Origin of the sequence: Leclercia sp. W6 (genome assembly GCF_003336345.1) — a bacterium.
Taxonomy (GTDB): domain Bacteria; phylum Pseudomonadota; class Gammaproteobacteria; order Enterobacterales; family Enterobacteriaceae; genus Enterobacter.
Genome location: NZ_CP031104.1, coordinates 641,151 through 665,966, shown reverse-complemented (window position 1 = coordinate 665,966; position 24,816 = coordinate 641,151). Strand labels below are relative to the sequence as shown.

Sequence of the window (24,816 nt, the reverse complement as noted above, 5' to 3'; positions counted from 1 at the left end):
GTCTGATTTTTTTATTATGCACGTTGATGGCGAGGAAATAAAAAAGGCGCTTATCAAAGCGCCTTTTTTTCAGTCAACTGCTTACTTTGTGACGTCTGCCCCGAACCATTTTTCGGAGAGCGCCTTCAGGCTGCCGTCTTTCTGCATCTCGGCAATGGCACCGTCAACAGCTTTGACCAGATCCTCGTTGCCTTTGCGGATCGCAACGCCCGCTTCCTGACGGGAGAAGGCATCACCGGCAACGGCCAGGGTGTTGTTGGTCTTCTTCACCAGATCCAGCGCCGCCAGGCGGTCAACCAGAATGGCATCAATACGGCCTACGCGCAGATCCTGGTATTTGGTCGGGTCGTCGTCATAGGTGCGGATATCAACACCCTGCACGTTCTGGCGCAGCCACTCTTCGTAGTTGGTCCCCAGACCGACGCCCACTTTTTTATCTTTCAGGTCGGCAGCAGATTTAATGGAGCCTTCGTTACCTTTTTTCACCAGCGCCTGGATACCGGAGACGGTATACGGGGTGGAGAAGTCATACTTTTTCTTACGTTCGTCAGAGATGGTGACCTGGTTAATCACCACATCAATACGTTTTGAGTCCAGCGACGCCAGCATGCCGTCCCATTTGGTCGGCTTCAGCGAGGCTTTCACACCGAGGTGTTTTGCCAGCTCTTCAGCAAACTCCACCTCAAAACCGGTCAGTTTACCGTCGTCACCCTGGAAGCTGAACGGAGGGTAGGTCCCTTCCAGCCCAACCAGCAGCGTGCCGCGCTCTTTAACTTTGTTTAAAAGACCCTCTGCGGCGAAGGTCTTGACGCTCATACCTGCAACCAGCGCAACGGCCATTACACCCATCAGCGCCTGACGACCCAGAAGTGCAAATTTCATACATACCCCGATATCATTGGAATTTTGGTTGTAGTGTAGGGCGTTCAACCGCAAGGTCAAACACGACTGCGCTACATGTTATTCATTTTTAATATATATCAGAAGTTGTTTCGCGGTGGACTTTCTGCTTCACCGCCATCGGCATTTGCGACCTGTATTGCGCATATTTGCGCAGCGCGATCCGGTAGTTGTTGGTGCTGGTCGCAGGCAGCCACGGTTCCAGATTTTCATCCAGATAACCGTCGGTCAGAAGCTCACGGGAAATATTCAGCGAGGTCAGATGCTGGCCAAGACGACGCAGACGCACAACATACTCGCGCACCGTTCCGTGGCTCATCTCTGTCTGTTCAAACAGGAACTGTTTGAAACCAATAATATCGAAAAAGTCGCTCTGCTCTTTGCAGTGCAGATCGCCACAAAAACGACATAACGCCACCCACTCCTGTTGCTCTTTCTGCCAGCCGGCTTCATCCAGCAGGGTATCGAGACGGGAGATCGCGATTTTGTTGACGATCTCTCCACGACGGACCAGCGTGATGCGGTCAAGCAGTTTATGGCAATGGGCGCAATGCGTCTGGCTGTGTTTAAAGTCTTTCAGGTAGCGGCTTAATGGCCGTCTTTTAGATTGCTGCACCGTCATGATAACTCCTGGTTGTCAATACGTTGTGCGGCACTTAACGGGTGACAAGGATCACCTATAACTTACCCAGCTTGGTACGTAAGCGTTTAATGGCCTGGCTGTGCAGCTGGCTAACCCGCGACTCCCCTACTTCCAGCACGGCACCAATCTCCTTGAGATTGAGCTCTTCCTGGTAATAAAGGGTCAACACCAGTTGTTCACGTTCCGGTAAAGCTTCGATAGCTTCCATTACGCGCTGGCGTACGTTGCCTTCCATTAACTGGTGCAACGGGTTTTCCTGCTGATGATCGTCCGTCACCAGTTCAATGCTATCGCCATGCTCTTCGCGCCACTCGTCATAAGAGAAGAGCTGGCTGTTGTTGGTATCGAGCAACATCTGACGGTAGTCGGCAGTAGTGATCCCCAGACGATCCGCAACTTCGGTTTCCGTCGCGTTACGTCCAAGCTCCTGTTCCAGCTGCCCCATCGCTTGCGCTACTTCGCGTGCATTGCGGCGGACGCTGCGCGGCACCCAATCCCGGCTGCGCAGTTCATCCAGCATCGCACCACGAATACGCTGTACTGCGTAAGTCGTAAATGCCGTTCCTTGCAGAGCGTCGTATCGGTCAACTGCATTCAGTAACCCGATCCCGCCCGCTTGTAGCAGATCGTCCAGTTCCACACTCGCCGGCAGACGTACCTGAAGCCGCAATGCTTCATGACGCACCAGCGGAACATAACGCTGCCACAGCGAGTGTTTATCCATTACACCTTCAGCGGTATAGAGTGAATTCACGATAAACAGCCCTGCGTTAGTTGAGTTATCGGCATGATTATCCGATTCTGGAGGGGTTTTAATCGTGTGAATAGGGGGGGGAATGGGGGGTTATTTGGGGGTTATTGGTTTTCTGGAAAGTAAAAAACCCCGCCGGAGCGGGGTTTGCGCATCGTCAGGTGATTAGCCCTGCAGCAGAGACAGAACCTGCTGAGGAACCTGGTTAGCTTTCGCCAACACGGAGTTACCCGCCTGCTGGATGATCTGCGCTTTAGACATATTTGACACTTCGGTCGCATAGTCGGCGTCCTGAATACGGGACTGCGCTTCAGACAGGTTGGTTGACCTGCCCCCACGATTAGATACAACACTCAGTTAGTAACGTCGGAATCTTCATTCTCAGAATGACCCTTTCTCCAGCCCGCTGCAAATTCAGACGGTGTCTGATAATTCAGCGTGGAGTGCGGGCGGCATTCGTTATAATCCTGCCGCCAGTCATTAATAATTTTCCTAGCATGAACGATATCGCTGAACCAGTGCTCATTCAAACATTCATCGCGAAATCGTCCGTTAAAGCTCTCAATAAATCCGTTCTGCGTTGGCTTGCCCGGCTGGATTAAGCGCAACTCAACACCATGCTCAAAGGCCCATTGATCCAGTGCACGGCAAGTGAACTCCGGCCCCTGGTCAGTTCTTATCGTCGCCGGATAGCCTCGAAACAGTGCAATGCTGTCCAGAATACGCGTGACCTGAACGCCTGAAATCCCAAAGGCAACAGTGACCGTCAGGCATTCCTTTGTGAAATCATCGACGCAGGTAAGACACTTGATCCTGCGACCGGTGGAAAGTGCGTCCATGACGAAATCCATCGACCAGGTCAGATTGGGCGCCGCCGGACGGAGCAGCGGCAGACGTTCTGTTGCCAGCCCTTTACGACGTCTTCTGCGTTTTACGCCCAGGCCACTGAGGTGATAAAGCCGGTACACGCGCTTATGATTAACATGAAGCCCTTCACGGCGCAGCAACTGCCAAATACGACGGTAGCCAAAACGCCTGCGCTCCAGTGCCAGCTCAGTGATGCGCCCTGATAAATGCGCATCAGCAGCCGGACGGTGAGCCTCATAGCGGCAGGTCGACAGGGATAAACCTGTAAGCCTGCAGGCACGACGTTGCGACAGACCGGTCGCATCACACATCAACATCACGGCTTCCCGCTTCTGGTCTGTCGTCAGTACTTTCGCCCAAGAGCCACCTGAAGCGCCTCTTTATCCAGCATGGCTTCGGCAAGCAGCTTCTTGAGTCTGGCGTTCTCTTCCTCAAGCGACTTCAGGCGCTTAACTTCAGGCACCTCCATACCGCCATACTTCTTACGCCAGGTGTAAAACGTGGCATCGGAAATGGCATGCTTGCGGCAGAGTTCACGGGCGGGTACCCCAGCTTCGGCTTCGCGGAGAATACTGATGATCTGTTCGTCGGAAAAACGCTTCTTCATGGGGATGTCCTCATGTGGCTTATGAAGACATTACTAACATCGGGGTGTACTAATCAACGGGGAGCAGGTCATGGTGGTGGTGTTGTTCAGGTTGGTTACCGCAGAATCCAGACGGTTCTGGATAGCACCCAGTGAAGAACGGAATTTGTCGATGGAGCTCAGAGCATCATCCAGTGCTTTCAGTGGGTCAGTAGTGGTTGCGGCTTTAGTTGCTGCGTCAGTAGTTAATTTGCCAGCAGCATCTGTATAAACAGCTTTACCAGAACCGTTGGTTACAGAACCATCATCCTGCAGGTAATATTTGGTGGTGTTGTCTGTAGTCAGAGTACCATCAGCTTTGGTGAACACATCATCAGCACCAGACTTCACTGTTCCGCTCGTAGTGTCGTAACCAGTCGAAGTAGTGAAGCCAGCAGCTTTTGCAGCGGACTCAAGTGAAGCAGAGGACATCACTGCGTCTTCAACCGCAACAGTACCTGCAGTAGCACCGCCATCAGTACTACCATTCAGAGTAAATTTGGAACCATCAGCAGCTGTAATGTTAGTAACTACTGCAGTAGTTGCATCAGAGTGGTTCTTCGTCAAACCATCTAATGTGGCTGGAGCAACAGTACCTGCGCTGTTTTGAGTCAGGTTACCAGTAGAGTCGATGTATAAAGCTGAACCGTCTTTGGCAGTAATTTTACCATCGCTTGCAAGCACAACATCTACAGAAGTGCCACCGATTTCAACGTTCAGATTAGCTGTATCACCCGCTTTTGGTGTCAGATAAGACTGAACTTCAGCAGTAGTAGCGCTAGCAACGTCAAAGGTGAAAGATTTTTTGTCAGCGTTATAGGTGTAGGTATTAGACGCTGGTGCAGCACCAAAGCCGTTATCAATAGTAGCAGTAACTGTATCACTGCTAGTCAGGCTATTAAGAACATTGGCAGCTGTTGCTTTATCCAGGCCTGCAGAAACAGTGTATTCGTTACCGACAGAGCTAATTTTAGCAGCTTCCAGTTCAGCTTTTGTCGCCGCAGTGTTAGCTACAGAACCAGCACCATTCACGTTGAAACCGGTCAGACCCAGGGTATCAGAGTCGATTTTTTTCAGGTCGATAGTGATAGTCTGACCATCGTTAGCGCCAACCTGAATTTTCATGGAGCCGTCTTTCGCCAGCACGTTCACACCGTTGAACTGAGTCTGACCAGATACACGGTCAATTTCGTCCAGACGGGATTTAATTTCGTCCTGGATGGAGTCCTGGTCCTGCTGGGAGTTAGTACCGTTCTGAGACTGAACAGTCAGCTCACGGATACGCTGCAGGTTGTTGTTGATTTCAGACAGTGCGCCTTCAGTGGTCTGTGCAACCGAGATACCGTCGTTAGCGTTACGCGCAGCCTGAGTCAGGCCTTTAATGTTAGAGGTGAAGCGGTTAGCAATCGCCTGGCCAGCAGCGTCATCTTTCGCGCTGTTGATACGCAGACCGGAAGACAGACGCTCAATGGCAGTAGACATTGAAGACTGGTTCTTGTTGATGTTGTTCTGAGTGATCAGCGAGAGGCTGTTGGTATTAATGACTTGTGCCATGATTTCGTTTCCTGTTGTTCATCAAATCTTGAGTTAGATTTGGGTTTCCACTCTTCGGCTTCTTCGCCGTCATGAGTGTTATCGTCTGGTCCAAAACAACCTTTAGAATTTTTTTTCTGATCTCATGATTTTTTTTAGCCACAGAAATACTCCTCTCTACTCCCGCTTTTCTTGCCATTAAAAAAAGAAATTAATCGTAAACTTTGTCCTATAAAGGCCGATAACCCATTTATTCGTTTTACGTGTCGTTACTTTAAGGAACTAAAATGGCAAGTATTTCTACGTTGGGAGTCGGTTCAGGTCTGCAGTTAGGGGATATTCTGGACAGTCTTACCGCCGCACAAAAAGCGCAGTTGACACCGATCTCTAATCAGCAATCTTCCTATACGGCAAAACTGAGCGCTTACGGCACGCTGAAAAGCGCCCTGGAATCTTTCCAGACCGCCAATACTGCATTAGGTAAAGCCGACCTGTTTACGGCCACCACGACGACCAGCAGTACCACCGCATTCAGCGCGACCACTACAGGCAGTGCGCTGGCCGGGAAATACACCATTGAAGTCACGCAGCTTGCCAAGGCACAAACCCTGACAAGCGGCGTACAGAAAGACAATAAAGCGGCCATCGCCACCAGCGACAGTAAGATCACGATTCAGCAAGGCGGCGATAAAAAACCGGTCACCATTGATATCAGCGCGGCGAACTCCTCGCTGACAGGGATTCGCGACGCGATCAACAAAGCAGACGCCGGCGTCAGCGCCAGTATCATTAACGTCGGCAACGGTGAATATCGCCTGTCTGTCACCTCGAAAGAGACCGGTGAAGACAATGCGATGACGATTAGCGTCAGTGGCGACACCGCGCTGCAATCCTTCATGGGCTACAACGGCACCAAAGGCGACAGCAGTAACGGTATGGAAGAGAGCGTGACCGCTCTGAACGCGCTGCTGAAGGTCAATAACGTTGATATCGAAAATAGCAGCAACACTATCAGCGATGCGTTGGAAGATATCACCCTGAACCTGAGCGACGTCACCACCGGTAACCAGACCTTAACCATTACTACTGACAACACCAAAGCCACGAAGGCGATTAAAGACTGGGTGACGGCCTATAACGCACTACAAGATACATTCAGCAGCCTGACCAAATATACCGCTGTGGATGCGGGGGCCGATGCCCAGAGCAGCAGCAATGGCGCCCTGCTGGGTGATACCACGTTACGAACCATCCAGACTCAATTAAAGAGCCTGCTGAGCAGCTCTGTGGGCGGCTCCACCATTAAAACGCTGTCGCAGGTGGGGATCACAACCGATCCGGATAGCGGCAAACTTGAAGTAAATGACGAAAAACTGAATGCGGCAATGAAAACCAGCGCTTCAGGGATTAAAGATCTGCTGATTGGTGATGGTAAAACAACCGGTATTACCACCACTATTGGCAAAAGCACCACCAGCTGGCTCTCCAGTACCGGCATTATTCAGGCCGCGAAGGATGGCGTCAGCAAGACGCTGAATAACTTAACGACTCAGTATAACGCGGCCAGTGCGCGAATTGATTCGATGGTCGCACGCTACAAAGAGCAGTTTACTCAGCTTGACGTGATGATGAACTCGCTGAATTCCACCAGTAGCTATCTGACTCAGCAGTTCGAAAATACCAGCAGTAAAAATTAATCTGAACCAAGGGGATTAACATGTACGGCGCAAAAGGCACGCAGGCCTACGCAAAAATTGAGGTTGAAAGCGCGGTGATGAGTGCCAGCCAGCAGCAGCTGATTATCATGCTATTTGATGGTGCTCTCAGCGCGCTGGTCCGTGCGCGTCTGTTCCTGCAGGACGGTAACATCCCTGCAAAAGGCCAGGCGCTTTCAAAAGCCATTAATATTATCGAAAATGGGCTGAAATTGGGCCTGGATGAAGATAATGGTGATGAGTTAACACAAAACCTGATCGCCCTTTATGCCTATATGGTCCGCCGTCTTCTGCAGGCGAACGTGCGCAATGATGTCAACGCCATCGAAGAGGTGGAAAATCTGCTGCGTAATATCGCTGACGGCTGGAAGGAAGCGGCTGGCTCGCCACATTTGATTCAGGACGCCGTCTAATGACCACTGCACCGCAAATCTACACCCTTTATCAGCAGTTACTTGATCACAGCAAGTTGATGCTGCGGCTCGCCAGTAATGGTTTATGGGATGAACTGATCGCCTGTGAAACAGATTATGTTAATGCGGTGCATACGCTGGCACGTGTCACTCAGGAATCTGAACTTCCTCTGCCGTTACAGGAGCAGCTCAAACCTACTCTGCGTAGGATTCTGGACAACGAAAGCCAGGTCAAAGTGCTGTTGCAGAGCCGGATGGATGAACTGTCGAAAATGGTGGGGCAAACATCCATTCAAAAATCGGTGCTCTCCGCTTACGGCAAACAGGGTGGGCATGTTCTGGTCCCCCAGGCGCATCAGGAATAGCGATTACCCTGACGTGCGAAAAGGTTTCGCTTCGTACGTCAGGCATTTCCACAAACCGTATTCCATACTAGAGATCCTTGATCTCCTGGAGCACGGAAGATGAAAAACCCCACCCTCTTGCAGTTCTTCCATTGGTATTACCCTGAAGGCAGTCAGCTTTGGCCAGAAGTCGCCGAGCGCGCCGACCTTTTAAACGATATCGGTATCAACATGGTCTGGCTGCCCCCGGCGTATAAAGGCGCGACCGGCGGCTACTCTGTCGGCTATGACTGCTACGATCTTTTCGATCTCGGCGAGTTCGATCAAAAAGGATCTATTCCCACTAAATACGGTGACAAAACCCAGCTGCTTGCCGCTATCGACGCGCTGAAACGCAACAATATCGCGGTGCTGATGGACGTAGTCGTGAACCACAAGATGGGCGCCGACGAGAAAGAGGCTATCCGCGTTCAGCGGGTTAACGCCGACAATCGCAATCAGATCGATGACGAGATTATCGAGTGTGAAGCCTGGACCCGCTACACCTTCCCGGTTCGCGCCGGAAAGTATTCAAAATTCATCTGGGATTACAAATGTTTCAGCGGCATTGACCATATCGAAAACCCTGATGAAAATGGCATCTTCAAGATCGTCAATGATTACACCGGTGATGGCTGGAACGATCAGGTCGATAACGAGATGGGCAACTTTGACTACCTGATGGGCGAAAACATCGATTTTCGTAACCGTGCGGTAACCGAGGAGATCAAATACTGGGCGCGCTGGCTGATGGAGCAAACCCATTGCGACGGCTTCCGTCTGGACGCGGTAAAACATATTCCGGCCTGGTTCTATAAAGAGTGGATCGAACATGTCCAGGAAGTGGCGCCGAAACCGCTGTTTATCGTGGCGGAATACTGGTCGCCAGATGTTGATAAACTGCGACAATATATCGATCAGGTGGACGGGAAAACCATGCTGTTCGACGCCCCGCTGCACATGAAGTTTCACGAAGCCTCGCTACAGGGACGTGATTATGACATGAGCCAGATCTTTACCGGCACGCTGGTCGAGGCCGCTCCGTTCCATGCGGTGACCCTGGTCGCCAACCATGACACCCAGCCGCTACAGGCACTTGAAGCCCCTGTCGAAGCCTGGTTTAAGCCGTTGGCCTATGCCCTGATTTTACTGCGCGAAAATGGCGTTCCCAGCGTCTTCTACCCCGACCTGTACGGCGCCAGCTATGACGATACCGGTGGTGACGGCGAGATGTACCACATCGATATGCCGGTGATTGAGCAGCTCGATCAGCTGATCCTTGCCCGCCAGCGCTTTGCTCACGGCATTCAGACCCTGTGGTTCGATCACCCTAACTGCATCGCCTTCAGCCGCAGCGGCACGGACGATAATCCCGGCTGCGTGGTGGTGCTCTCTAACGGTGACGAAGGTGAAAAAACCATTACGCTTGGGGAAAACTACGGCCATAAAACCTGGAAAGATTTTCTCGGTAACCGGGAAGAGGTCGTCATCACCGACGAAACCGGTACCGGCGTCTTCACCTGCAACGGCGGTAGCGTCAGCGTGTGGGTTATAGAAGCGGAATAGTAAAGCGTTGATAGCCGGGCGGCGTTGCCCCTGCCCGGCCTGCAAATCCCTTAAGGCAGCTTGCTCTCAAGCGGATTTTTACTCAGGTAATTTGCACACTCGACGGTAGGTTTGTCGACGCGCTGCAGGATCATGCCATCGTACTCAATGGCGGAGCCTTCCCGCTCCAGCGGGTAGATATCCAGCTTGCGGGTGACGTTGTAATAATCGTCAGAACGCAGCATGATTTTCCCCGGCACGGCCACCACGCGCTGCCACTGCCGGCAATCGAGGGTATCCCCCTCTTGCGTCACGACCAGCGTCGCGATCGCTTCCGGGCTGACCATGCTGCTCTGCGGCCCTTTCGACTGCCAGTAACCCGCCAGTTCAGCCGGGACAGGATGCTTGATCACGTCCTGATATCTGTCGACCTGCACACAGCCGGTTAAGGCCAGCAGCCCCGCTATAATTGCTATTTTTTTCATCATGATTCCGTCTATGTCGAAAAAAATAGTGTGGCATTAAAGCCGTCGCGTCGCCAGCATTACAAGGACTAAACCTGCAACGTCATAATATGACTGCGCAGTTTATTATTAAATACGAAGATTGCCGAAGAGCACACTGAACAACAGTGGGTTAAATACTTCGTAAACACCAGTCTTCTAAGTTCGGCTAGGGCGAGTGGTGTTTCCTGTGCCATACATGTCCCCATAGACAAATGGTTCTCGATGATTGCTGCCGTAAAGGCGCCAGGTATCTTGTATCTGTGTGCCATAACTTCCCTCCATGTTAACCACTGTATACAAACAAAGCACCTCCAGTTATGGCTGTCGATCATATCGCCGATGAATGCTAAACTTCCGCACCTCTCAGAATTTACTGATTTATATATGTTAAAGCTATTCGCCAAGTACACATCGATAGGTGTTATCAATACGCTGATACATTGGGTAGTATTCGCCATATGTATCTATATGTTCCGTTCCAATCAGGCCCTGGCAAATTTTGCAGGTTTCGTAGTTGCTGTCAGTTTCAGCTTCTTTGCGAATGCAAGGTTCACATTCGAAGCCAGGACAACCGCCCTGCGTTATATGCTTTATGTCGGCTTCATGGGTACATTGAGTGCAGCTATTGGCTGGGCTGCAGATAAATGCGGAATGGCGCCAATTGTTACCCTGATCGCGTTCTCTGCCATCAGTCTGGTGTGCGGTTTCATCTACTCGAAATTCATTGTCTTTAGGGATGCGAAATGAAAATTTCTCTGATCGTTCCGGTCTTCAATGAGGAAGACGCTATACCTCTTTTCTACAACGCGGTTCGTGAGCTTGAAGAACTAAAACGACATGAAGTTGAAATAGTTTTCATTAATGACGGAAGCAAAGATGCGACAGAATCAATTATCAATGCGCTTGCAGTTTCCGATCCGCTAGTTAAGCCTCTGTCATTCACCCGTAACTTCGGTAAAGAGCCAGCCTTATTTGCTGGACTGGATAATGCTACGGGCGACGCAGTTATTCCGATAGATGTTGACCTGCAGGACCCGATTGAGGTAATTCCTCACCTTATTGAAAGATGGCAGTCTGGTGCAGACATGGTTCTCGCTAAGCGCTCGGACCGCTCCACCGATGGCAGATTGAAACGCAAGACAGCTGAGTGGTTCTATAAGCTGCACAATAAAATAAGCTACCCGCAAATTGAAGAAAACGTTGGTGATTTCCGCCTGATGTCCCGTGAAGTTGTAGAAAACATTAAATTAATGCCAGAACGCAATCTTTTCATGAAAGGCGTGTTGAGCTGGGTTGGCGGTCGTACGGATGTTGTTGAATATGTCCGCGCAGAGCGCGTAGCTGGTAGTACTAAATTCAATGGATGGAAGTTGTGGAACCTGGCGCTGGAGGGGATAACAAGTTTCTCTACCTTCCCTCTTCGTGTGTGGTCTTATATAGGGTTAGGTGTTGCAAGTGTGTCATTCATATATGGCGCATGGATGATCATAGACACGCTGGCATTTGGGAACCCGGTTCGAGGCTATCCATCTTTATTAGTGTCTATACTTTTCCTTGGTGGAGTACAGCTTATTGGAATAGGTGTGCTTGGAGAGTATATAGGAAGAATCTATGTGGAAACCAAGCAAAGACCTAAGTATCTAATTAAGGGTAAAAAATAATGAAAAAAAGTTACCAGTTGTATTTCCTTAGTACTTTGGTGCTAGTACTCCCAATTATAATTGCTAACGTTTACTATAGCGATGATATAAACAGATCAATTAATGGCTATACTATGTGGGGTATAGATGGACGACCTTTATCAGATAATTTAATGACAATACTCAATTTTAATAGTCATTTATCTGATACGGCACCGCTTCCCCTGTTACTTGCCGTAACTATTCTCGCCCTTGCGCTTGGTATCTTTTTTAAAAACACACTTAACGCCGATAAAAGATATATCTTTTTACCTATTTCTTTTCTGATTAGCCCATTCATTATTGAACCGCTTTCTTATAGATTTGACAGTCTAACAATCTCGGCATCAATATTCTTTGCGTTTGCCTTTATTAGCATTAAAACAAAAAACAAGATAGTTTCCTTCTTGTTGAAAACAGGCTTTATTGTATCCGTTTTTTCATTCTATCAGCCGTCTATTAATATTGCACTCACCTTAATGTCCGTGGAACTTTTCATTAACATGAAGTTTCAGAAACATGCGAGTTACATATTAAAATCATTGGTAGTGAAATTATTTTCTCTTATTATTGGTTCTGTAATATATATGAAAGTAGTCCTACCCTTAACTCATTCAGGAGATAACACAAGTAATCATCCGGGCATTTCAGATAATATCTTTGCACGCACACTGAGTAATGCCTCGGCATACTACCAATTCTTTTGTGATAATGTTGTCCTGAATTATGGGAAAGCATTATTGTTAAGCTCACTGATAGTTTCAATCGCACTATCCATGGTAATATGCATCAAGTATTATAGGGTTAACAAAGGCAAGATAGATATCATCGTATCCATAATCGGCATAATCGCCACTCCATTGACTTTTATCGCCTCGATGATAACATTATTGCTTCTTGAAAATCCGTTAGTCACTTTCGCCAGAGTATATATTGGAATTAATGGCTTAGTTCTATTTATATTCACATTAATTTTTTTGACTTTAAAATCAACTCGCTTATCAAATTATATTCTTTTTATTCCAGCAATGTACATAGCTTCATTTTCTTTCTCTTACGGTAATGCATTACGCATGCAAAATGTTACTAACATGCATGTGGTAGAAGTAATAAAGCAAGCCCTTAAAGAAACACCTGACAATAGTGTGAAGATATTGTTCAACGGAGACGCTCCCAAATCGCCAGTTTTAATAAACTCAGAAAAAAACTATCCCTTGCTAAAAACAATAGTTCTTAATTACTTTTATAATTGGTTTGGCGCATATACTTATATGAAATTGAATGGAGTAAATCAAGATTATCCTGATTTTTCTAGCAAAAGCACCACTTCTTTCATCTCAGGTTACTGTAATTCAGAGGTAATTTACTCATCTTCGAGTATCAAAATCTACAAGGACGCAGATAATGTGATGGTAGATTTTCAAAAAAACACTTGCAATTAGTATTTTCCGCCCGCAATGTGGGCGGAAATTTATTAAAAACCTTACATCACTAATACTGTAAATAATTGGAGCCTCTCTAGAATATGCAATGAGTCTAATATTTATTGGCATACCAGACTCACCCTTAACATACCCATTAACTTGATTAAGTGATGCAGTGACATCTCCTCTAAAGCTACATTCAGAAGAGTCAATATTTATCGATCAATTATTTTCTGCCTCCCTTCATTACCTCCCAACAATTCCAGGTCAGAATCTGACAACTCTCGTCTCCGAACCTAGATGCGTGGCCGCTAATAAATTTATTGGGGAGCCGTTTGAGTGCCCTTGGCCATTGCTAATTATATTGCCTCAGCTTTATCTGATGCGCAACTTTCTCTTTGCGCAGGATATTCGGCCCAAACATCACCATCAATGACTCAACACCAAATCACATTGCCAGAAGTAGGCAGAATAGTTTAATCGCCATCGTCAGAAAAGCCCCGCGCGTTTTCTATCAATTGTTAGATTTCTTCTCCATAGTTTTTTACCGATGCCGTAGCGCTGGCTGTTAATGCAACATACACGGTCTGGCCTGCGGAAGAAGGAAAATGTGAGCGCAAATCGCTAAGCTTCAGAAGACACCCAACTTTATCGAAGTCGGTAAATTCTGTATTACCCTAATTAAATGAATCAAGTGCATCCTATGTGTAATAGGTATTATCAGTTGTCTTAAACGGCACCTCATCTGGATCCGAAACGGTTGCACCAGTTGTAAAATAACCCCAGGCAAGGTACATATTTAAACGACTGCTTCACTTGCTGTGTAAGATAGTTAATCCTATCGACAATATAGTGCCTTACCCGTGTACGAACTGACACTTCGCAACGGTGGGAAAAAATGAATTGTTGGCTTTCGAGGCGAAATTTCTCGCTCGAAGAGAGGCGCATGAAACTACCCAGTCGAATCAGCTGGTCGCTATCGAGGCCTTTTTTATTGATGGCGTTCAGCTTTAAATTAATTAATCGACAGTTCAGGGAGCAGTATCTATGGCACACTACAAGTTCACAAACCGCAGAGCTAGAATGTAAAGCTGTTCAGCAAATCGGCTATGGAGCAACTTATTCATATAAGGCTAAGATGGATTAACCGTGAGGATTTCATCCTATAGTATAGGGATTTGACGGTCGTCACGGGACGATTTATCACGACGAATGTCCCCTTTGGGATTCATCAGATTATTGGACCGGGAAGAGTGATAGTTACGATGCATTTTTCACTCTTCACGACCATTTGATTATGCTGCTGCACAGCCATATAAGCGAGATGGAAGCTGGCAATACGTTGGACGGGATACTAAAATAAACGTCACTCTGTACTACTCTCCCTGGCGACTTGGCAATGTCAACCGAGCTAAATCATCTGGCTCTGACGGAACCTTGTGTCGGCTGGAACGCATATAATGGCTGACATTATTACCACCGCTGTAGAGATTAAAAAGCTTCAGCGTAACGCTGTCCTTTTCGCTCACCGCCTCAAACATAACACCTTATCAGTAACGCATGGCCGATTATCGCGCAAAACAAAATAAACATTATCAATCTAGACGCTGATGAATGGGGTACCCGTAGTGTAGTTGACCGTAGCTCTAAAAGCGTCAGGGCAAGGAAAAGTCTTGGCGTTCCGATTACTGCAAAGAACAGGAAAATAGCTGGTCAATTGTACGCATCAGTCTGCCTTTCAATAAAAATGGGGAGTTTTAATTATGCTGCTCAGTTCATAAAATCATCTAACTTCAGGAGGTTTGGTGTTTAAAGTAAGGAAATAACTGTCACTGAGTTGGCGCGGAAATGATTTGGGTTCAAGAAAATGGAGATCAGCACAAACGCGCTTGGTCGTTACCATTCCATCATTCGCAACATGTGGCCGCGAAGAGGTGAGATAGCCTGGCATGGTCGATATTCCGGGAAGACCTGCTATTTATTAGAAAAGATTTGCTGATCGCGAATCAGGTTTTTAAAAGGGACCCAAGGCTACGGAAAAAGGACGAGCTATACCTACAGTGAATAACTATATGAGTATAACTACAGTTATGTACCTGATCGCAACGGACAGCGGCTATATTAAATTTAACCCATTTTCATGGTATATCTCCGCTTAAAACATCACGCACCGAATCTGAGCGTTAATCCGGGATAGGTTCATCAGACTGATTGATGCGTGCAGGCATAAGCAGCTAAAAAACATATGGCCCCTTGCGGTTTACTCTGAGATTCTTTACGGTGAACTCGTTTCGTTAGTCTGGAAAGATATCGATTCTATTGCGAGCATCATGACAAGCCGCATGAACTATGCTCTGACAGAAAAGTTTATGTTTACTAAAATTGAGTCCAAAACGAACGGAGTGATTAATCTGCTCCAACCTGCGATAGCTATACTAAAAAATCAGGCGGATATGACCCGCCTCGAAAAGCAGTATGAAATCGAGATACAGTTGCGCGAATATGGAAGGTCAGAAAAGCATCCATACACTTTCGTGTTCAACCCACAAATTGCCATGCGTAATGATCGGACAGGGCCTCATTATCCGGTAGGCTCCGTAAACTAGATCTGGGAAGGCGCAATGCGTCGCGCCGGGATTCGCTACCGCAACCATATCAATCCTGCCACACTTACGCATGCTGGTTATGGACTGCAGGGCCCCCCAATTTTATAACCAAGCAAATAAGTCACTCGGATGCCCAGATGGTTTATCGCGTATATGGATCCTGGATGGCCGAAAACAACCAGGACCAAGTGATCATTCTGAACCTGAAATTATCTGACTTTGTCTATCAGTGCCCCACGCAATAGGATCTGATGTATAAAGCGGATAAATTACATTATGTTAGGAAACCTAAACCTGCATAGACATGACGTCCTGATACGCCTGCATCAGTTTATTACGCACCTGAATGCCCATCTGCATCGATACCGATGCTTTTTGCATATCGGCCATCACATCGTTCAGACCGATGCCCGGTGCGCCGAGGGTGAATTTTTCGCCCTGCACGCGCGCCGCGGTTTGCGTGTCGCTGATCCGGTCCAGCGCCGCATGCAGCTGGCCCGCGAAGCTGACCGTCGACTGCACATCAGCCACGTTCTGATTACGCGCAGACATCGCTGTTGCCTGCAGCTGGCTGATGACGCTTTCAATGCCCTGTATTGCCATGACTTTCCCCTGATGGTTTTCTACGCGCTCAAGAGTAGCAGTCTGTCAATGAGATAAAGGCGCTAAATAGCGTTAAAAAACCAGGTTATTTGACGCATAGAAATTCCCGTTTCAACAAATAATGGCACAGCCATGATTATGGAATTTTTTGTGTGTTTGCCGACCCGGGAGTCTGTTTTGTTTCTCCACACTAATAATGAAATCCACGATGAGTCGCGAGGTGCGCTATGAGTGCGTCAGCAATAACAAGCCCTCAAACTAAATCTCTCGAATGGATGAGCCGCTTGCGCGCGAACCCTAAAGTGCCGTTGATCGTGGCAGGCGCAGCCGCCATCGCGATTGTTGTCGCTATGGTCTTATGGGCCAAACAACCAGACTACCGCACGCTTTTCAGCAACCTTTCCGATCAGGATGGCGGCGCTATCGTCACCCAGCTCACCCAGATGAACGTCCCTTACCGCTTCGCGGATAACGGCGGCGCGCTGGAAGTCCCCGCCGATAAAGTTCATGAACTCCGCTTACGTCTTGCCCAGCAAGGTCTGCCGAAAGGCGGGGCAGTAGGCTTTGAACTGCTGGATCAGGAAAAGTTTGGCATCAGCCAGTTCAGCGAGCAGGTGAACTATCAGCGCGCACTGGAAGGCGAACTGGCCCGTACCATCGAAACGCTGGGTCCGCTGAAAAGCGCCCGTGTTCACCTGGCCATGCCAAAACCTACCCTGTTTGTCCGGGAGCAAAAAGCCCCTTCGGCATCCGTCACCGTTAATCTGCAGCCTGGCCGCGCGCTGGACGAAGGGCAGATCAGCGCGGTGGTACATCTGGTCTCCAGCGCCGTGGCGGGTTTACCGCCGGGTAATGTGACCCTGGTGGACCAGACGGGTCGCCTGTTAACCAAATCCAATACCGGCGATCGCGATCTCAATGACGCGCAGCTGAAATATGCCACTGATGTGGAAAATCGCATTCAGAGCCGCATCGAAGCCATTCTCGGGCCGATTGTTGGGACAACCAACGTTCATGCCCAGGTTACCGCGCAGATCGATTTCTCCGATAAAGAGCAGACCGAAGAGCAGTATCGTCCGAACGGCGATGCCGCCCAGGCGGTGATGCGTTCGCGTCAGGTAAACGAAAACCTGCAGGTGGGCGGCCCCTTCCCGGGCGGCGTACCGGGTGCGCTCTCTAACCAACCTGCCCCGGCCAACACGGCGCCGATTAATGCGCCAGCGCAGAATCAACAGAACGGTCAGCAGGCGAATCAGCAGCAAACGGCGGCTGCGGCCAATTCCGGCCCGCGCACCAGCAGCCGCAACGAAACCACTAACTACGAAGTCGATCGCACCATTCGCCACACCAAAATGAACACCGGTGATGTGCAGCGTCTCTCCGTGGCGGTGGTCGTCAACTACAAAACTCTGCCGGACGGTAAGCCGCTGCCGCTGACCGCCGAGCAGATGAAACAGATCGAAAACCTGACCCGTGAAGCGATGGGTTACTCAGAGAAGCGTGGCGATACCCTCAACGTGGTGAACTCGCCGTTCAGCGCGGTTGACGATAACAGCGGTGAGCTGCCGTTCTGGAAAACCCAGTCCTTTATCGCGCAGATGATGGATGCCGGTCGCTGGCTGCTGGTGGTGATTGTCGCCTGGCTGCTGTGGCGTAAAGCGGTACGTCCGCAGCTGGTACGCCGCGCCGAAGAGGCGAAAGCGCTGAAGGAGCAGACCACGCTGCGTCAGGAAACAGAAGAAGCGGTGGAAGTCCGTCTCAGCAAAGACGAGCAGCTGCAGCAGCGCCGTGCTAACCAGCGCATGGGCGCTGAAGTGATGAGCCAGCGTATTCGCGAAATGTCAGATAACGATCCGCGCGTCGTGGCGCTGGTGATTCGCCAGTGGATGAGTAACGAAAATGAGTAACCTTACCGGAACGGATAAAAGCGTCATCCTGTTGATGACCATTGGCGAGGACCGGGCGGCAGAGGTGTTCAAACACCTCTCCCAGCGCGAAGTGCAGGTTCTCAGTGCGGCAATGGCCAACGTGCGTCAGATCTCCAACAAACAGCTGACCGACGTGCTGTCGGAGTTTGAGCAGGAAGCGGAACAGTTTGCGGCGCTCAACGTCAATGCCAACGAATACCTGCGTTCGGTGCTGGTCAAAGCTCTCGGCGAAGAGCGCGCGGCCAGCCTGCTGGAAGATATTCTCGAGACCCGCGATACCGCCAGCGGCATCGAAACGCTCAACTTTATGGAGCCGCAGACCGCAGCCGATCTTATTCGCGACGAGCATCCGCAGATCATCGCCACCATCTTGGTCCACCTCAAGCGTGGTCAGGCGGCGGATATTCTGGCGCTGTTCGACGAACGCCTGCGTCACGATGTGATGCTGCGTATCGCCACCTTCGGCGGCGTCCAGCCGGCGGCGCTGGCGGAACTGACCGAGGTGCTGAATGGCCTGCTCGACGGCCAGAACCTCAAGCGCAGCAAAATGGGCGGCGTGAGAACGGCGGCCGAAATTATCAACCTGATGAAAACGCAGCAGGAAGAGGCGGTTATTACCGCAGTGCGCGAATTCGACGGCGAACTGGCGCAGAAAATTATCGACGAGATGTTCCTGTTCGAAAATCTGGTCGACGTGGACGACCGCAGTATCCAGCGCCTGCTGCAGGAAGTGGACTCCGAATCGCTGCTTATCGCCCTCAAAGGCGCCGAACAGCCGCTGCGCGAGAAGTTCCTGCGCAACATGTCCCAGCGTGCGGCGGATATCCTGCGCGACGACCTTGCCAACCGTGGTCCGGTGCGTCTGTCTCAGGTGGAAAACGAACAGAAAGCGATCCTGCTTATTGTGCGTCGTCTGGCAGAAACCGGCGAGATGGTCGTAGGCAGCGGCGAGGATACCTATGTCTGATGAACTGCCGTGGAAGGTCTGGACCCCGGACGACCTCTCCCCTCCCCGCGCGGAATTTGTCCCTGCGACCGTCGACCCTGCCGGGCTGGGTGAGGAGGAGGACGAGCCAGAGCTGAGCGAAGAGGAGCAGCGCGCGCAGCAGCTGGCGCAGATCCAGATGCAGGCGCACGATCAAGGCTACGCGGCCGGTCTGAACGAAGGTCGGCAGAAGGGCCAGGAGCAGGGCTATCAGGAAGGTCTGGCTCAGGGGCTGGCCCAGGGTTTAGAGCAGGCGCGTGCCCAGCAGGCGCCGATCCATGCCCGGATGCAACAGCTGGTGAGCGAGTTCCAGAATACGCTGGACGCGCTGGACAGCGTTATCGCTTCGCGCCTGATGCAGATGGCGCTCGAGGCGGCACGCCAGGTCATCGGCCACACCCCGCCGGTGGATAATTCATCGCTGATCAAACAGATCCAGAGCCTGCTGCAGCAGGAGCCCTTGTTCAGCGGCAAACCGCAGCTGCGCGTCCACCCGGACGATCTGCAGCGCGTGGAAGAGATGCTCGGCGCGACCCTGAGCCTGCACGGCTGGCGTCTGCGCGGCGATCCGACCCTGCATCACGGCGGCTGCAAAGTCTCTGCCGATGAAGGGGATCTGGATGCCAGCGTGGCAACCCGCTGGCAGGAACTGTGCCGCCTGGCGGCACCGGGAGTCATCTGATGACCGCTCGCCTCACCCGCTGGCTCACCACCCTCGACAACTTTGAAGCGAAGATGGCGCAGCTGCCCCCCGTTCGTCGTTATGGCCGCTTAACCCGCGCCACCGGTCTGGTACTGGAGGCGACGGGTCTGCAACTGCCGCTGGGGGCCACCTGCATTATCGAACGGCAAGACGGTAACGAGATCCACGAAGTCGAGAGTGAAGTGGTCGGCTTTAACGGCCAGCGTCTGTTCTTAATGCCGCTGGAAGAGGTCGAAGGCGTGCTGCCCGGCGCGCGGGTCTATGCCAAAAATTTCTCCAGCGACGGACTGCACAGCGGCAAGCAACTGCCGCTCGGCCCGGCGTTGCTCGGACGGGTGCTGGACGGCGCCGGTAAGCCGCTGGATGGCCTGCCCGCCCCCGACACCACCGAAACCGGAGCGCTGGTTACGCCGCCTTTCAACCCCTTACAACGCACGCCGATCGAGCACGTGCTGGATACCGGCGTTCGCCCGATCAATGCCCTGCTGACCGTCGGTCGCGGCCAGCGCATGGGCCTCTTTGCTGGCTCCGGCGTCGGGAAATCGGTGCTGCTCGGCATGATGGCCCGCTACACCCAGGCCGACGTTATCGTGGTGGGGCTGATTGGCGAGCGTGGCCGTGAAGTTAAAGATTTTATCGAGAACATCCTCGGTGCGGAGGGGCGTGCCCGCTCGGTGGTGATTGCCGCCCCGGCAGACGTCTCTCCCCTGCTGCGCATGCAGGGGGCCGCCTATGCCACCCGTATCGCCGAAGATTTTCGCGACCGCGGTCAGCACGTGCTGCTGATCATGGACTCCCTGACCCGTTATGCGATGGCCCAGCGTGAGATCGCCCTGGCGATTGGCGAGCCACCGGCCACCAAAGGCTACCCGCCTTCGGTGTTTGCCAAACTCCCGGCGCTGGTTGAGCGCGCCGGGAACGGCATCAACGGTGGGGGCTCCATTACCGCCTTTTACACGGTGCTGACCGAAGGTGACGACCAGCAGGACCCGATTGCCGACTCGGCACGTGCGATCCTCGACGGCCATATCGTCCTGTCGCGCCGTCTGGCTGAAGCGGGCCACTATCCGGCCATCGATATCGAAGCCTCCATCAGCCGTGCGATGACGGCACTGATTACCGAGAAGCATTACGCCCGGGTGCGTAACTTCAAACAGCTGCTCTCCAGCTTCCAGCGCAACCGCGATCTGGTCAGCGTAGGGGCGTATGCCAAAGGCAGCGATCCGATGCTCGACAAGGCGATTGCCCTGTGGCCGCATCTGGAGGCGTATCTGCAGCAGGGTATTTTTGAGAAGGCCGACTGGGAAAGCTCAATCCAGGCTCTGGAGATGATCTTCCCGCAGGTGTAACAGGGTAGAGGGCGAATGTCATGGCACAACACGGCGCATTAACCACGCTGAAAGATCTGGCCGAGAAAGACGTTGATAATGCCGCGCAGCACCTTGGGGTGATGCGTCGCGGACAACAACAGGCGGAAGAGCAGCTGAAGATGTTGATTGACTACCAGCATGAGTATCGCACCAACCTCAATACCGATATGACACAGGGCATCGGCAGCCAGCGCTGGATCAACTATCAACAGTTCATCCAGACCCTGGAGAAAGCGATCGAACAGCATCGCCAGCAGGTGGTTCAGTGGAGCAATAAAGTCGACCTTGCGCTGACGGCCTGGCGAGAGAAGAAACAGCGTTTACAGGCCTGGCAGACACTGCAGGATCGCCAGATTGCCGCCGCAACCCTGGCGGAAAGCCGTCTCGATCAGAAAAAAATGGATGAATTTGCCCAGCGGGCAACAATGAGGACCCAGGAATGATCACCCTTCAACAACTGCTTTCGAGCGGCAGCGATCTTACGGCTGGCACGCGGGGCGGAAAAGCGGCCGACGGCGCGCAGGATTTTCTTGCCCTGCTGGCGGGCGCGTTAAGCGATGCCAAAGGTCAGGGCAAAGATGTCGGCCTGACGCTGAACGATCTCCAGACATCGGGCGGCAAGTTCGCCAAAGCGGCGCTGCAAACCGGCGCCGCTGATAACGACGTTGACGCCGATGCCAGCAAGCTTGCCGAGCTGCTGGCGCGTCAGGATCTGACGCTATCCGATGAAGATGGCAGCCAGCCGGGGCTGGCGCACGGCCTGCTGCCGGTCGCCAAAAGCGAGGTGCTGAAATCGCTGACCCAGGCCGCTAAAGAGGCTGACAGCAAAACGGAGCTCAGCGAGGAAGAGCTGGCGGGATTAAGCGCCTTAATGGCGATGCTGCCCCACCAGCAGACCGCAACCGCGGCTGCCCCTCAGTCAGTGAGCGCCGGGAGTCTGGATGTGAAGGCGACGCTGAACGGCGATCGTGGTCGTCAGCCAGCGCTGGATACCGATGCGCTGCGCACCGCAAAAACCGTGGCCCAGGATAAAGGTGCGGAGCTTGCTTCCGATAACCAACTGACACCAGCCGTCGCCGCGGCAACGACCAAACAGGGCGCAGAGACCACGCCATCCCCGACCGGGCCAACCGCCACGATGGGGCCGATTGTCAGCAATCTTACCTCTGCTCAGCCGACGATGGCCGCCGCACCGGTGGTCAGCGCCCAGTTGGGTAGCAATGAATGGCAGCAGACTATCAGCCAGCACATCACGCTGTTCACCCGTCAGGGTCAGCAGAGCGCCGAGCTGCGTCTGCACCCGGAAGATCTGGGCCAGGTGCAAATCACGCTTAAGCTGGATGATAACCAGGCGCAGCTGCAGATGGTATCAGGCCATAGCCACGTTCGCGCGGCGCTGGAAGCGGCGCTGCCGGTGCTGCGTACTCAGCTGGCGGAAAACGGTATTCAGCTTACGCAAAGCAGCATCAGCAGTGAAAACTTTAACGGCCAACAGCAATCCTCTTCTCAGCATCAGCAGCAGGCATCCCGCGCCGGCAATGCTGGCGGATTTGATGAAGAGAGCGATGAGCTGCTGGCAGCACCGGCCTCCCTGCAGTCTGCAGCACGTGGAAACAGTGCCGTCGATATCTTCGCCTAAACCTAAACGCCAGAGGTAGCGTGATTATCCCCGTCTTTTCGACCCTTTGACGGCGACAGGACACGGGATAATCACCACATTAGCAGTCCCGAAACAGGAAGCACGCAACAGATGACTGACTCCGCCATCACCAAAAAAAGTAAGCGTTCCATCTGGATCCCGCTGTTGGTGTTAATTACGCTCGCCGCCTGCGCCACCGCAGGTTACAGCTACTGGCGTATGAATAAAGCCCCTTCAGCCGAAGCCAAAGTGGAGCCACCACCACCGGCGGCACCTGTCTTTTTCGCGCTGGATACCTTCACCGTTAACCTGGGCGACGCCGATCATGTCTTTTACGTGGGCATTACGCTGCGTCTGAAAGACGAAGCCACGCGCGCGCGTCTGAGTGAATACCTGCCGGAAGTGCGCAGCCGTCTGCTGCTGCTATTTTCTCGTCAGGATGCCACCCAGCTCTCTACCGATGAAGGTAAGCAGAAGCTGGTGGAAGCCATTAAGCAAACGCTGGCCGCGCCTCTGATCAGCGGTCAACCTAAGCAGGAAGTCACCGACGTTCTGTATACAGCTTTCATTCTGCGGTAACGACATGGGCGACAGTATTCTTTCTCAGGCGGAAATCGATGCGCTGCTCAACGGCGACAGCGATAAAGCCGACGAACCAAAAGCGGGCCTGGCGGGCGAAAGTGATATTCGCCCCTACGATCCCAATACCCAGCGTCGCGTGGTGCGCGAGCGTCTGCAGGCGCTGGAGATCATCAACGAACGTTTTGCCCGTCAGTTCCGTATTGGGCTCTTTAACCTGCTGCGCCGTAGCCCGGATATTACCGTCGGCGCGATCCGCATTCAGCCGTATCATGAGTTCGCCCGTAACCTGCCGGTGCCGACGAACCTCAACCTGATCCATCTGAAACCGCTGCGCGGCACGGGTCTGTTCGTCTTCTCGCCAAGCCTGGTGTTTATCGCCGTGGATAACCTCTTCGGCGGCGATGGACGTTTCCCGACGAAAGTGGAAGGGCGTGAGTTCACCCACACCGAACAGCGCGTCATCAACCGCATGCTGAAGCTGGCCCTTGAGGGTTACAGCGACGCATGGAAGGCGATCCACCCGCTGGACGTGGAGTATGTGCGTTCCGAGATGCAGGTGAAGTTCACCAACATCACTACCTCGCCAAACGACATCGTGGTTAACACCCCGTTCCACGTGGAGATCGGCAACCTGACCGGCGAGTTTAATATCTGCCTGCCGTTCAGCATGATTGAGCCGCTGCGCGAAGTGCTGGTGAACCCGCCGCTGGAAAACTCTCGCCATGAAGATCAGAACTGGCGTGAGAACCTGGTGCGCCAGGTTCAGCACTCCCAGTTAGAGCTGGTGGCCAATTTTGCCGACGTGCCGCTGCGTTTGTCGCAGATCTTAAAATTAAAACCCGGCGATGTTCTGCCGATAGAAAAACCCGACCGCATCATTGCGCATGTGGATGGCGTGCCCGTGCTGACCAGCCAGTATGGCACCGTGAATAATCAGTACGCGTTACGCGTTGAGCACCTGATCAACCCGATTTTGAATTCTCTGAATGAGGAACAGCCCAAATGAGTGATATGAACAATCCGTCCGATGACAACACCGGAGCACTGGACGATCTGTGGGCTGAGGCGTTAAACGAACAAAAAGCACCGGCCAGCAAAAGCGTTGCCGATTCGGTATTCCAGCAGCTGGGCGGCGGCGACGTCAGCGGTACGCTGCAGGATATCGATCTGATTATGGATATCCCGGTCAAGCTGACCGTGGAGCTGGGCCGTACCCGCATGACCATCAAAGAGCTGCTGCGCCTGACGCAAGGTTCCGTGGTGGCGCTGGATGGTCTGGCCGGTGAGCCGCTGGATATTCTGATCAACGGCTACCTGATCGCCCAGGGTGAAGTTGTGGTTGTCGCCGATAAGTACGGCGTGCGCATCACCGACATCATTACCCCGTCTGAACGTATGCGTCGTCTGAGCCGTTAA

24 protein-coding genes and 2 pseudogenes are annotated in these 24,816 nt (G+C 52.0%); 18 read left to right on the top strand and 8 right to left on the bottom strand.

What is annotated here, in order from left to right:
• Positions 1-81: 81 nt before the first annotated feature.
• From tcyJ to DVA43_RS03230, 6 genes and pseudogenes are all read right to left on the bottom strand, one after another.
• Complete coding sequence (gene tcyJ / locus DVA43_RS03255; protein WP_114314567.1) at positions 82-882, bottom strand: cystine ABC transporter substrate-binding protein; 801 nt, start codon at positions 880-882, stop codon at positions 82-84.
• Positions 883-970: 88 nt separating this feature from the next.
• A complete protein-coding gene (fliZ, locus tag DVA43_RS03250) occupies positions 971-1,522 on the bottom strand; it encodes a flagella biosynthesis regulatory protein FliZ (RefSeq protein ID WP_114314566.1) in 552 nt (183 codons plus the stop codon).
• A gap of 55 nt (positions 1,523-1,577) precedes the next feature.
• Positions 1,578-2,297 carry an RNA polymerase sigma factor FliA gene (gene fliA, locus DVA43_RS03245; RefSeq protein WP_039030897.1) on the bottom strand — a complete coding sequence of 240 codons (720 nt, stop codon included), beginning with the start codon at positions 2,295-2,297 and terminating at the stop codon, positions 1,578-1,580.
• 162 nt (positions 2,298-2,459) lie between these two features.
• Positions 2,460-2,621, bottom strand: a pseudogene (locus tag DVA43_RS03240) (flagellin); the annotation flags it as partial.
• Positions 2,622-2,647: 26 nt separating this feature from the next.
• Positions 2,648-3,768 (bottom strand): IS3-like element ISSen4 family transposase gene (locus DVA43_RS03235; protein WP_087451024.1). Its coding sequence is split into 2 segments (ribosomal slippage): positions 2,648-3,510 and positions 3,510-3,768, totalling 1,122 coding nucleotides; the frame shifts between segments, so codons are not numbered across the junction.
• A gap of 72 nt (positions 3,769-3,840) precedes the next feature.
• A pseudogene (locus DVA43_RS03230) lies at positions 3,841-5,340 on the bottom strand (FliC/FljB family flagellin); the annotation flags it as partial.
• Between the two features lie 266 nt (positions 5,341-5,606).
• Between DVA43_RS03230 and fliD the strand changes: the two are divergent.
• From fliD to amyA, 4 genes are all read left to right on the top strand, one after another.
• Positions 5,607-7,016: a flagellar filament capping protein FliD gene (gene fliD / locus DVA43_RS03220; RefSeq protein WP_114314565.1), complete on the top strand. Its 1,410-nt coding sequence runs from the start codon at positions 5,607-5,609 to the stop codon at positions 7,014-7,016.
• 20 nt (positions 7,017-7,036) lie between these two features.
• Positions 7,037-7,447 (top strand): flagellar export chaperone FliS, encoded by a 411-nt coding sequence (fliS, locus tag DVA43_RS03215; RefSeq protein WP_114314564.1) that lies wholly within the window; start codon positions 7,037-7,039, stop codon positions 7,445-7,447.
• On the top strand, positions 7,447-7,812 hold the full coding sequence (gene fliT, locus DVA43_RS03210) for a flagella biosynthesis regulatory protein FliT (protein WP_114314563.1): 366 nt from the start codon (positions 7,447-7,449) through the stop codon (positions 7,810-7,812). The genes fliS and fliT overlap by 1 nt, the downstream gene beginning before the upstream one ends.
• 99 nt (positions 7,813-7,911) lie before the next feature.
• Positions 7,912-9,396 (top strand): alpha-amylase, encoded by a 1,485-nt coding sequence (amyA, locus tag DVA43_RS03205; RefSeq protein ID WP_114314562.1) that lies wholly within the window; start codon positions 7,912-7,914, stop codon positions 9,394-9,396.
• Between the two features lie 50 nt (positions 9,397-9,446).
• On the opposite strand, the gene yedD is transcribed toward amyA, so the two are convergent.
• Complete coding sequence (gene yedD, locus DVA43_RS03200) at positions 9,447-9,860, bottom strand: lipoprotein YedD (protein ID WP_103822444.1); 414 nt, start codon at positions 9,858-9,860, stop codon at positions 9,447-9,449.
• Positions 9,861-10,265: 405 nt separating this feature from the next.
• Here yedD and DVA43_RS03195 point away from each other — a divergent pair, with 405 nt between their 5' ends.
• The 5 genes from DVA43_RS03195 to DVA43_RS25025 all read left to right on the top strand — a co-directional run bounded on the left by DVA43_RS03195 (position 10,266) and on the right by DVA43_RS25025 (position 15,590).
• Positions 10,266-10,628, top strand: coding sequence for a GtrA family protein (locus DVA43_RS03195; protein ID WP_114317064.1), 363 nt, complete (start codon positions 10,266-10,268; stop codon positions 10,626-10,628).
• Positions 10,625-11,542 carry a glycosyltransferase family 2 protein gene (locus tag DVA43_RS03190; RefSeq protein WP_114314561.1) on the top strand — a complete coding sequence of 306 codons (918 nt, stop codon included), beginning with the start codon at positions 10,625-10,627 and terminating at the stop codon, positions 11,540-11,542. The genes DVA43_RS03195 and DVA43_RS03190 overlap by 4 nt, the downstream gene beginning before the upstream one ends.
• Positions 11,542-13,002, top strand: coding sequence for a glucosyltransferase domain-containing protein (locus DVA43_RS03185; RefSeq protein ID WP_114314560.1), 1,461 nt, complete (start codon positions 11,542-11,544; stop codon positions 13,000-13,002). Before DVA43_RS03190 ends, DVA43_RS03185 begins: the two co-directional genes overlap by 1 nt.
• A 1,531-nt stretch (positions 13,003-14,533) precedes the next feature.
• Positions 14,534-14,797 (top strand): Arm DNA-binding domain-containing protein, encoded by a 264-nt coding sequence (locus DVA43_RS25300; RefSeq protein ID WP_371414027.1) that lies wholly within the window; start codon positions 14,534-14,536, stop codon positions 14,795-14,797.
• Positions 14,798-15,353: 556 nt separating this feature from the next.
• Positions 15,354-15,590 (top strand): hypothetical protein, encoded by a 237-nt coding sequence (locus DVA43_RS25025; protein WP_246842262.1) that lies wholly within the window; start codon positions 15,354-15,356, stop codon positions 15,588-15,590.
• Positions 15,591-15,878: 288 nt separating this feature from the next.
• On the opposite strand, the gene fliE is transcribed toward DVA43_RS25025, so the two are convergent.
• The gene (fliE, locus tag DVA43_RS03175) at positions 15,879-16,193 is read right to left on the bottom strand and encodes a flagellar hook-basal body complex protein FliE (protein WP_114314559.1); all 315 of its coding nucleotides are present in this window, start codon (positions 16,191-16,193) and stop codon (positions 15,879-15,881) included.
• A 227-nt stretch (positions 16,194-16,420) separates the two neighbouring features.
• Between fliE and fliF the strand changes: the two genes are divergently transcribed.
• The 9 genes from fliF to fliN all read left to right on the top strand — a co-directional run bounded on the left by fliF (position 16,421) and on the right by fliN (position 24,816).
• Entirely contained in the window at positions 16,421-18,100 is a 1,680-nt protein-coding gene (gene fliF / locus DVA43_RS03170; RefSeq protein WP_114314558.1) for a flagellar basal-body MS-ring/collar protein FliF, read from the top strand.
• Positions 18,093-19,088 (top strand): flagellar motor switch protein FliG, encoded by a 996-nt coding sequence (fliG, locus tag DVA43_RS03165; RefSeq protein WP_114314557.1) that lies wholly within the window; start codon positions 18,093-18,095, stop codon positions 19,086-19,088. The genes fliF and fliG overlap by 8 nt, the downstream gene beginning before the upstream one ends.
• Positions 19,081-19,788, top strand: a complete 708-nt coding sequence (gene fliH, locus DVA43_RS03160; protein ID WP_103822448.1) for a flagellar assembly protein FliH — start codon at positions 19,081-19,083, stop codon at positions 19,786-19,788. The genes fliG and fliH overlap by 8 nt, the downstream gene beginning before the upstream one ends.
• Positions 19,788-21,158, top strand: a complete 1,371-nt coding sequence (fliI, locus tag DVA43_RS03155) for a flagellar protein export ATPase FliI (RefSeq protein WP_103822449.1) — start codon at positions 19,788-19,790, stop codon at positions 21,156-21,158. The genes fliH and fliI overlap by 1 nt, the downstream gene beginning before the upstream one ends.
• Before the next feature lie 20 nt (positions 21,159-21,178).
• Complete coding sequence (gene fliJ, locus DVA43_RS03150) at positions 21,179-21,622, top strand: flagellar export protein FliJ (protein WP_103822450.1); 444 nt, start codon at positions 21,179-21,181, stop codon at positions 21,620-21,622.
• Positions 21,619-22,818 carry a flagellar hook length control protein FliK gene (fliK, locus tag DVA43_RS03145; protein WP_114314556.1) on the top strand — a complete coding sequence of 400 codons (1,200 nt, stop codon included), beginning with the start codon at positions 21,619-21,621 and terminating at the stop codon, positions 22,816-22,818. The genes fliJ and fliK overlap by 4 nt, the downstream gene beginning before the upstream one ends.
• A gap of 111 nt (positions 22,819-22,929) precedes the next feature.
• A complete protein-coding gene (fliL, locus tag DVA43_RS03140; RefSeq protein ID WP_103180148.1) occupies positions 22,930-23,397 on the top strand; it encodes a flagellar basal body-associated protein FliL in 468 nt (155 codons plus the stop codon).
• A 4-nt stretch (positions 23,398-23,401) separates the two neighbouring features.
• On the top strand, positions 23,402-24,406 hold the full coding sequence (gene fliM, locus DVA43_RS03135) for a flagellar motor switch protein FliM (RefSeq protein ID WP_114314555.1): 1,005 nt from the start codon (positions 23,402-23,404) through the stop codon (positions 24,404-24,406).
• Complete coding sequence (gene fliN / locus DVA43_RS03130) at positions 24,403-24,816, top strand: flagellar motor switch protein FliN (RefSeq protein WP_103180150.1); 414 nt, start codon at positions 24,403-24,405, stop codon at positions 24,814-24,816. Before fliM ends, fliN begins: the two co-directional genes overlap by 4 nt.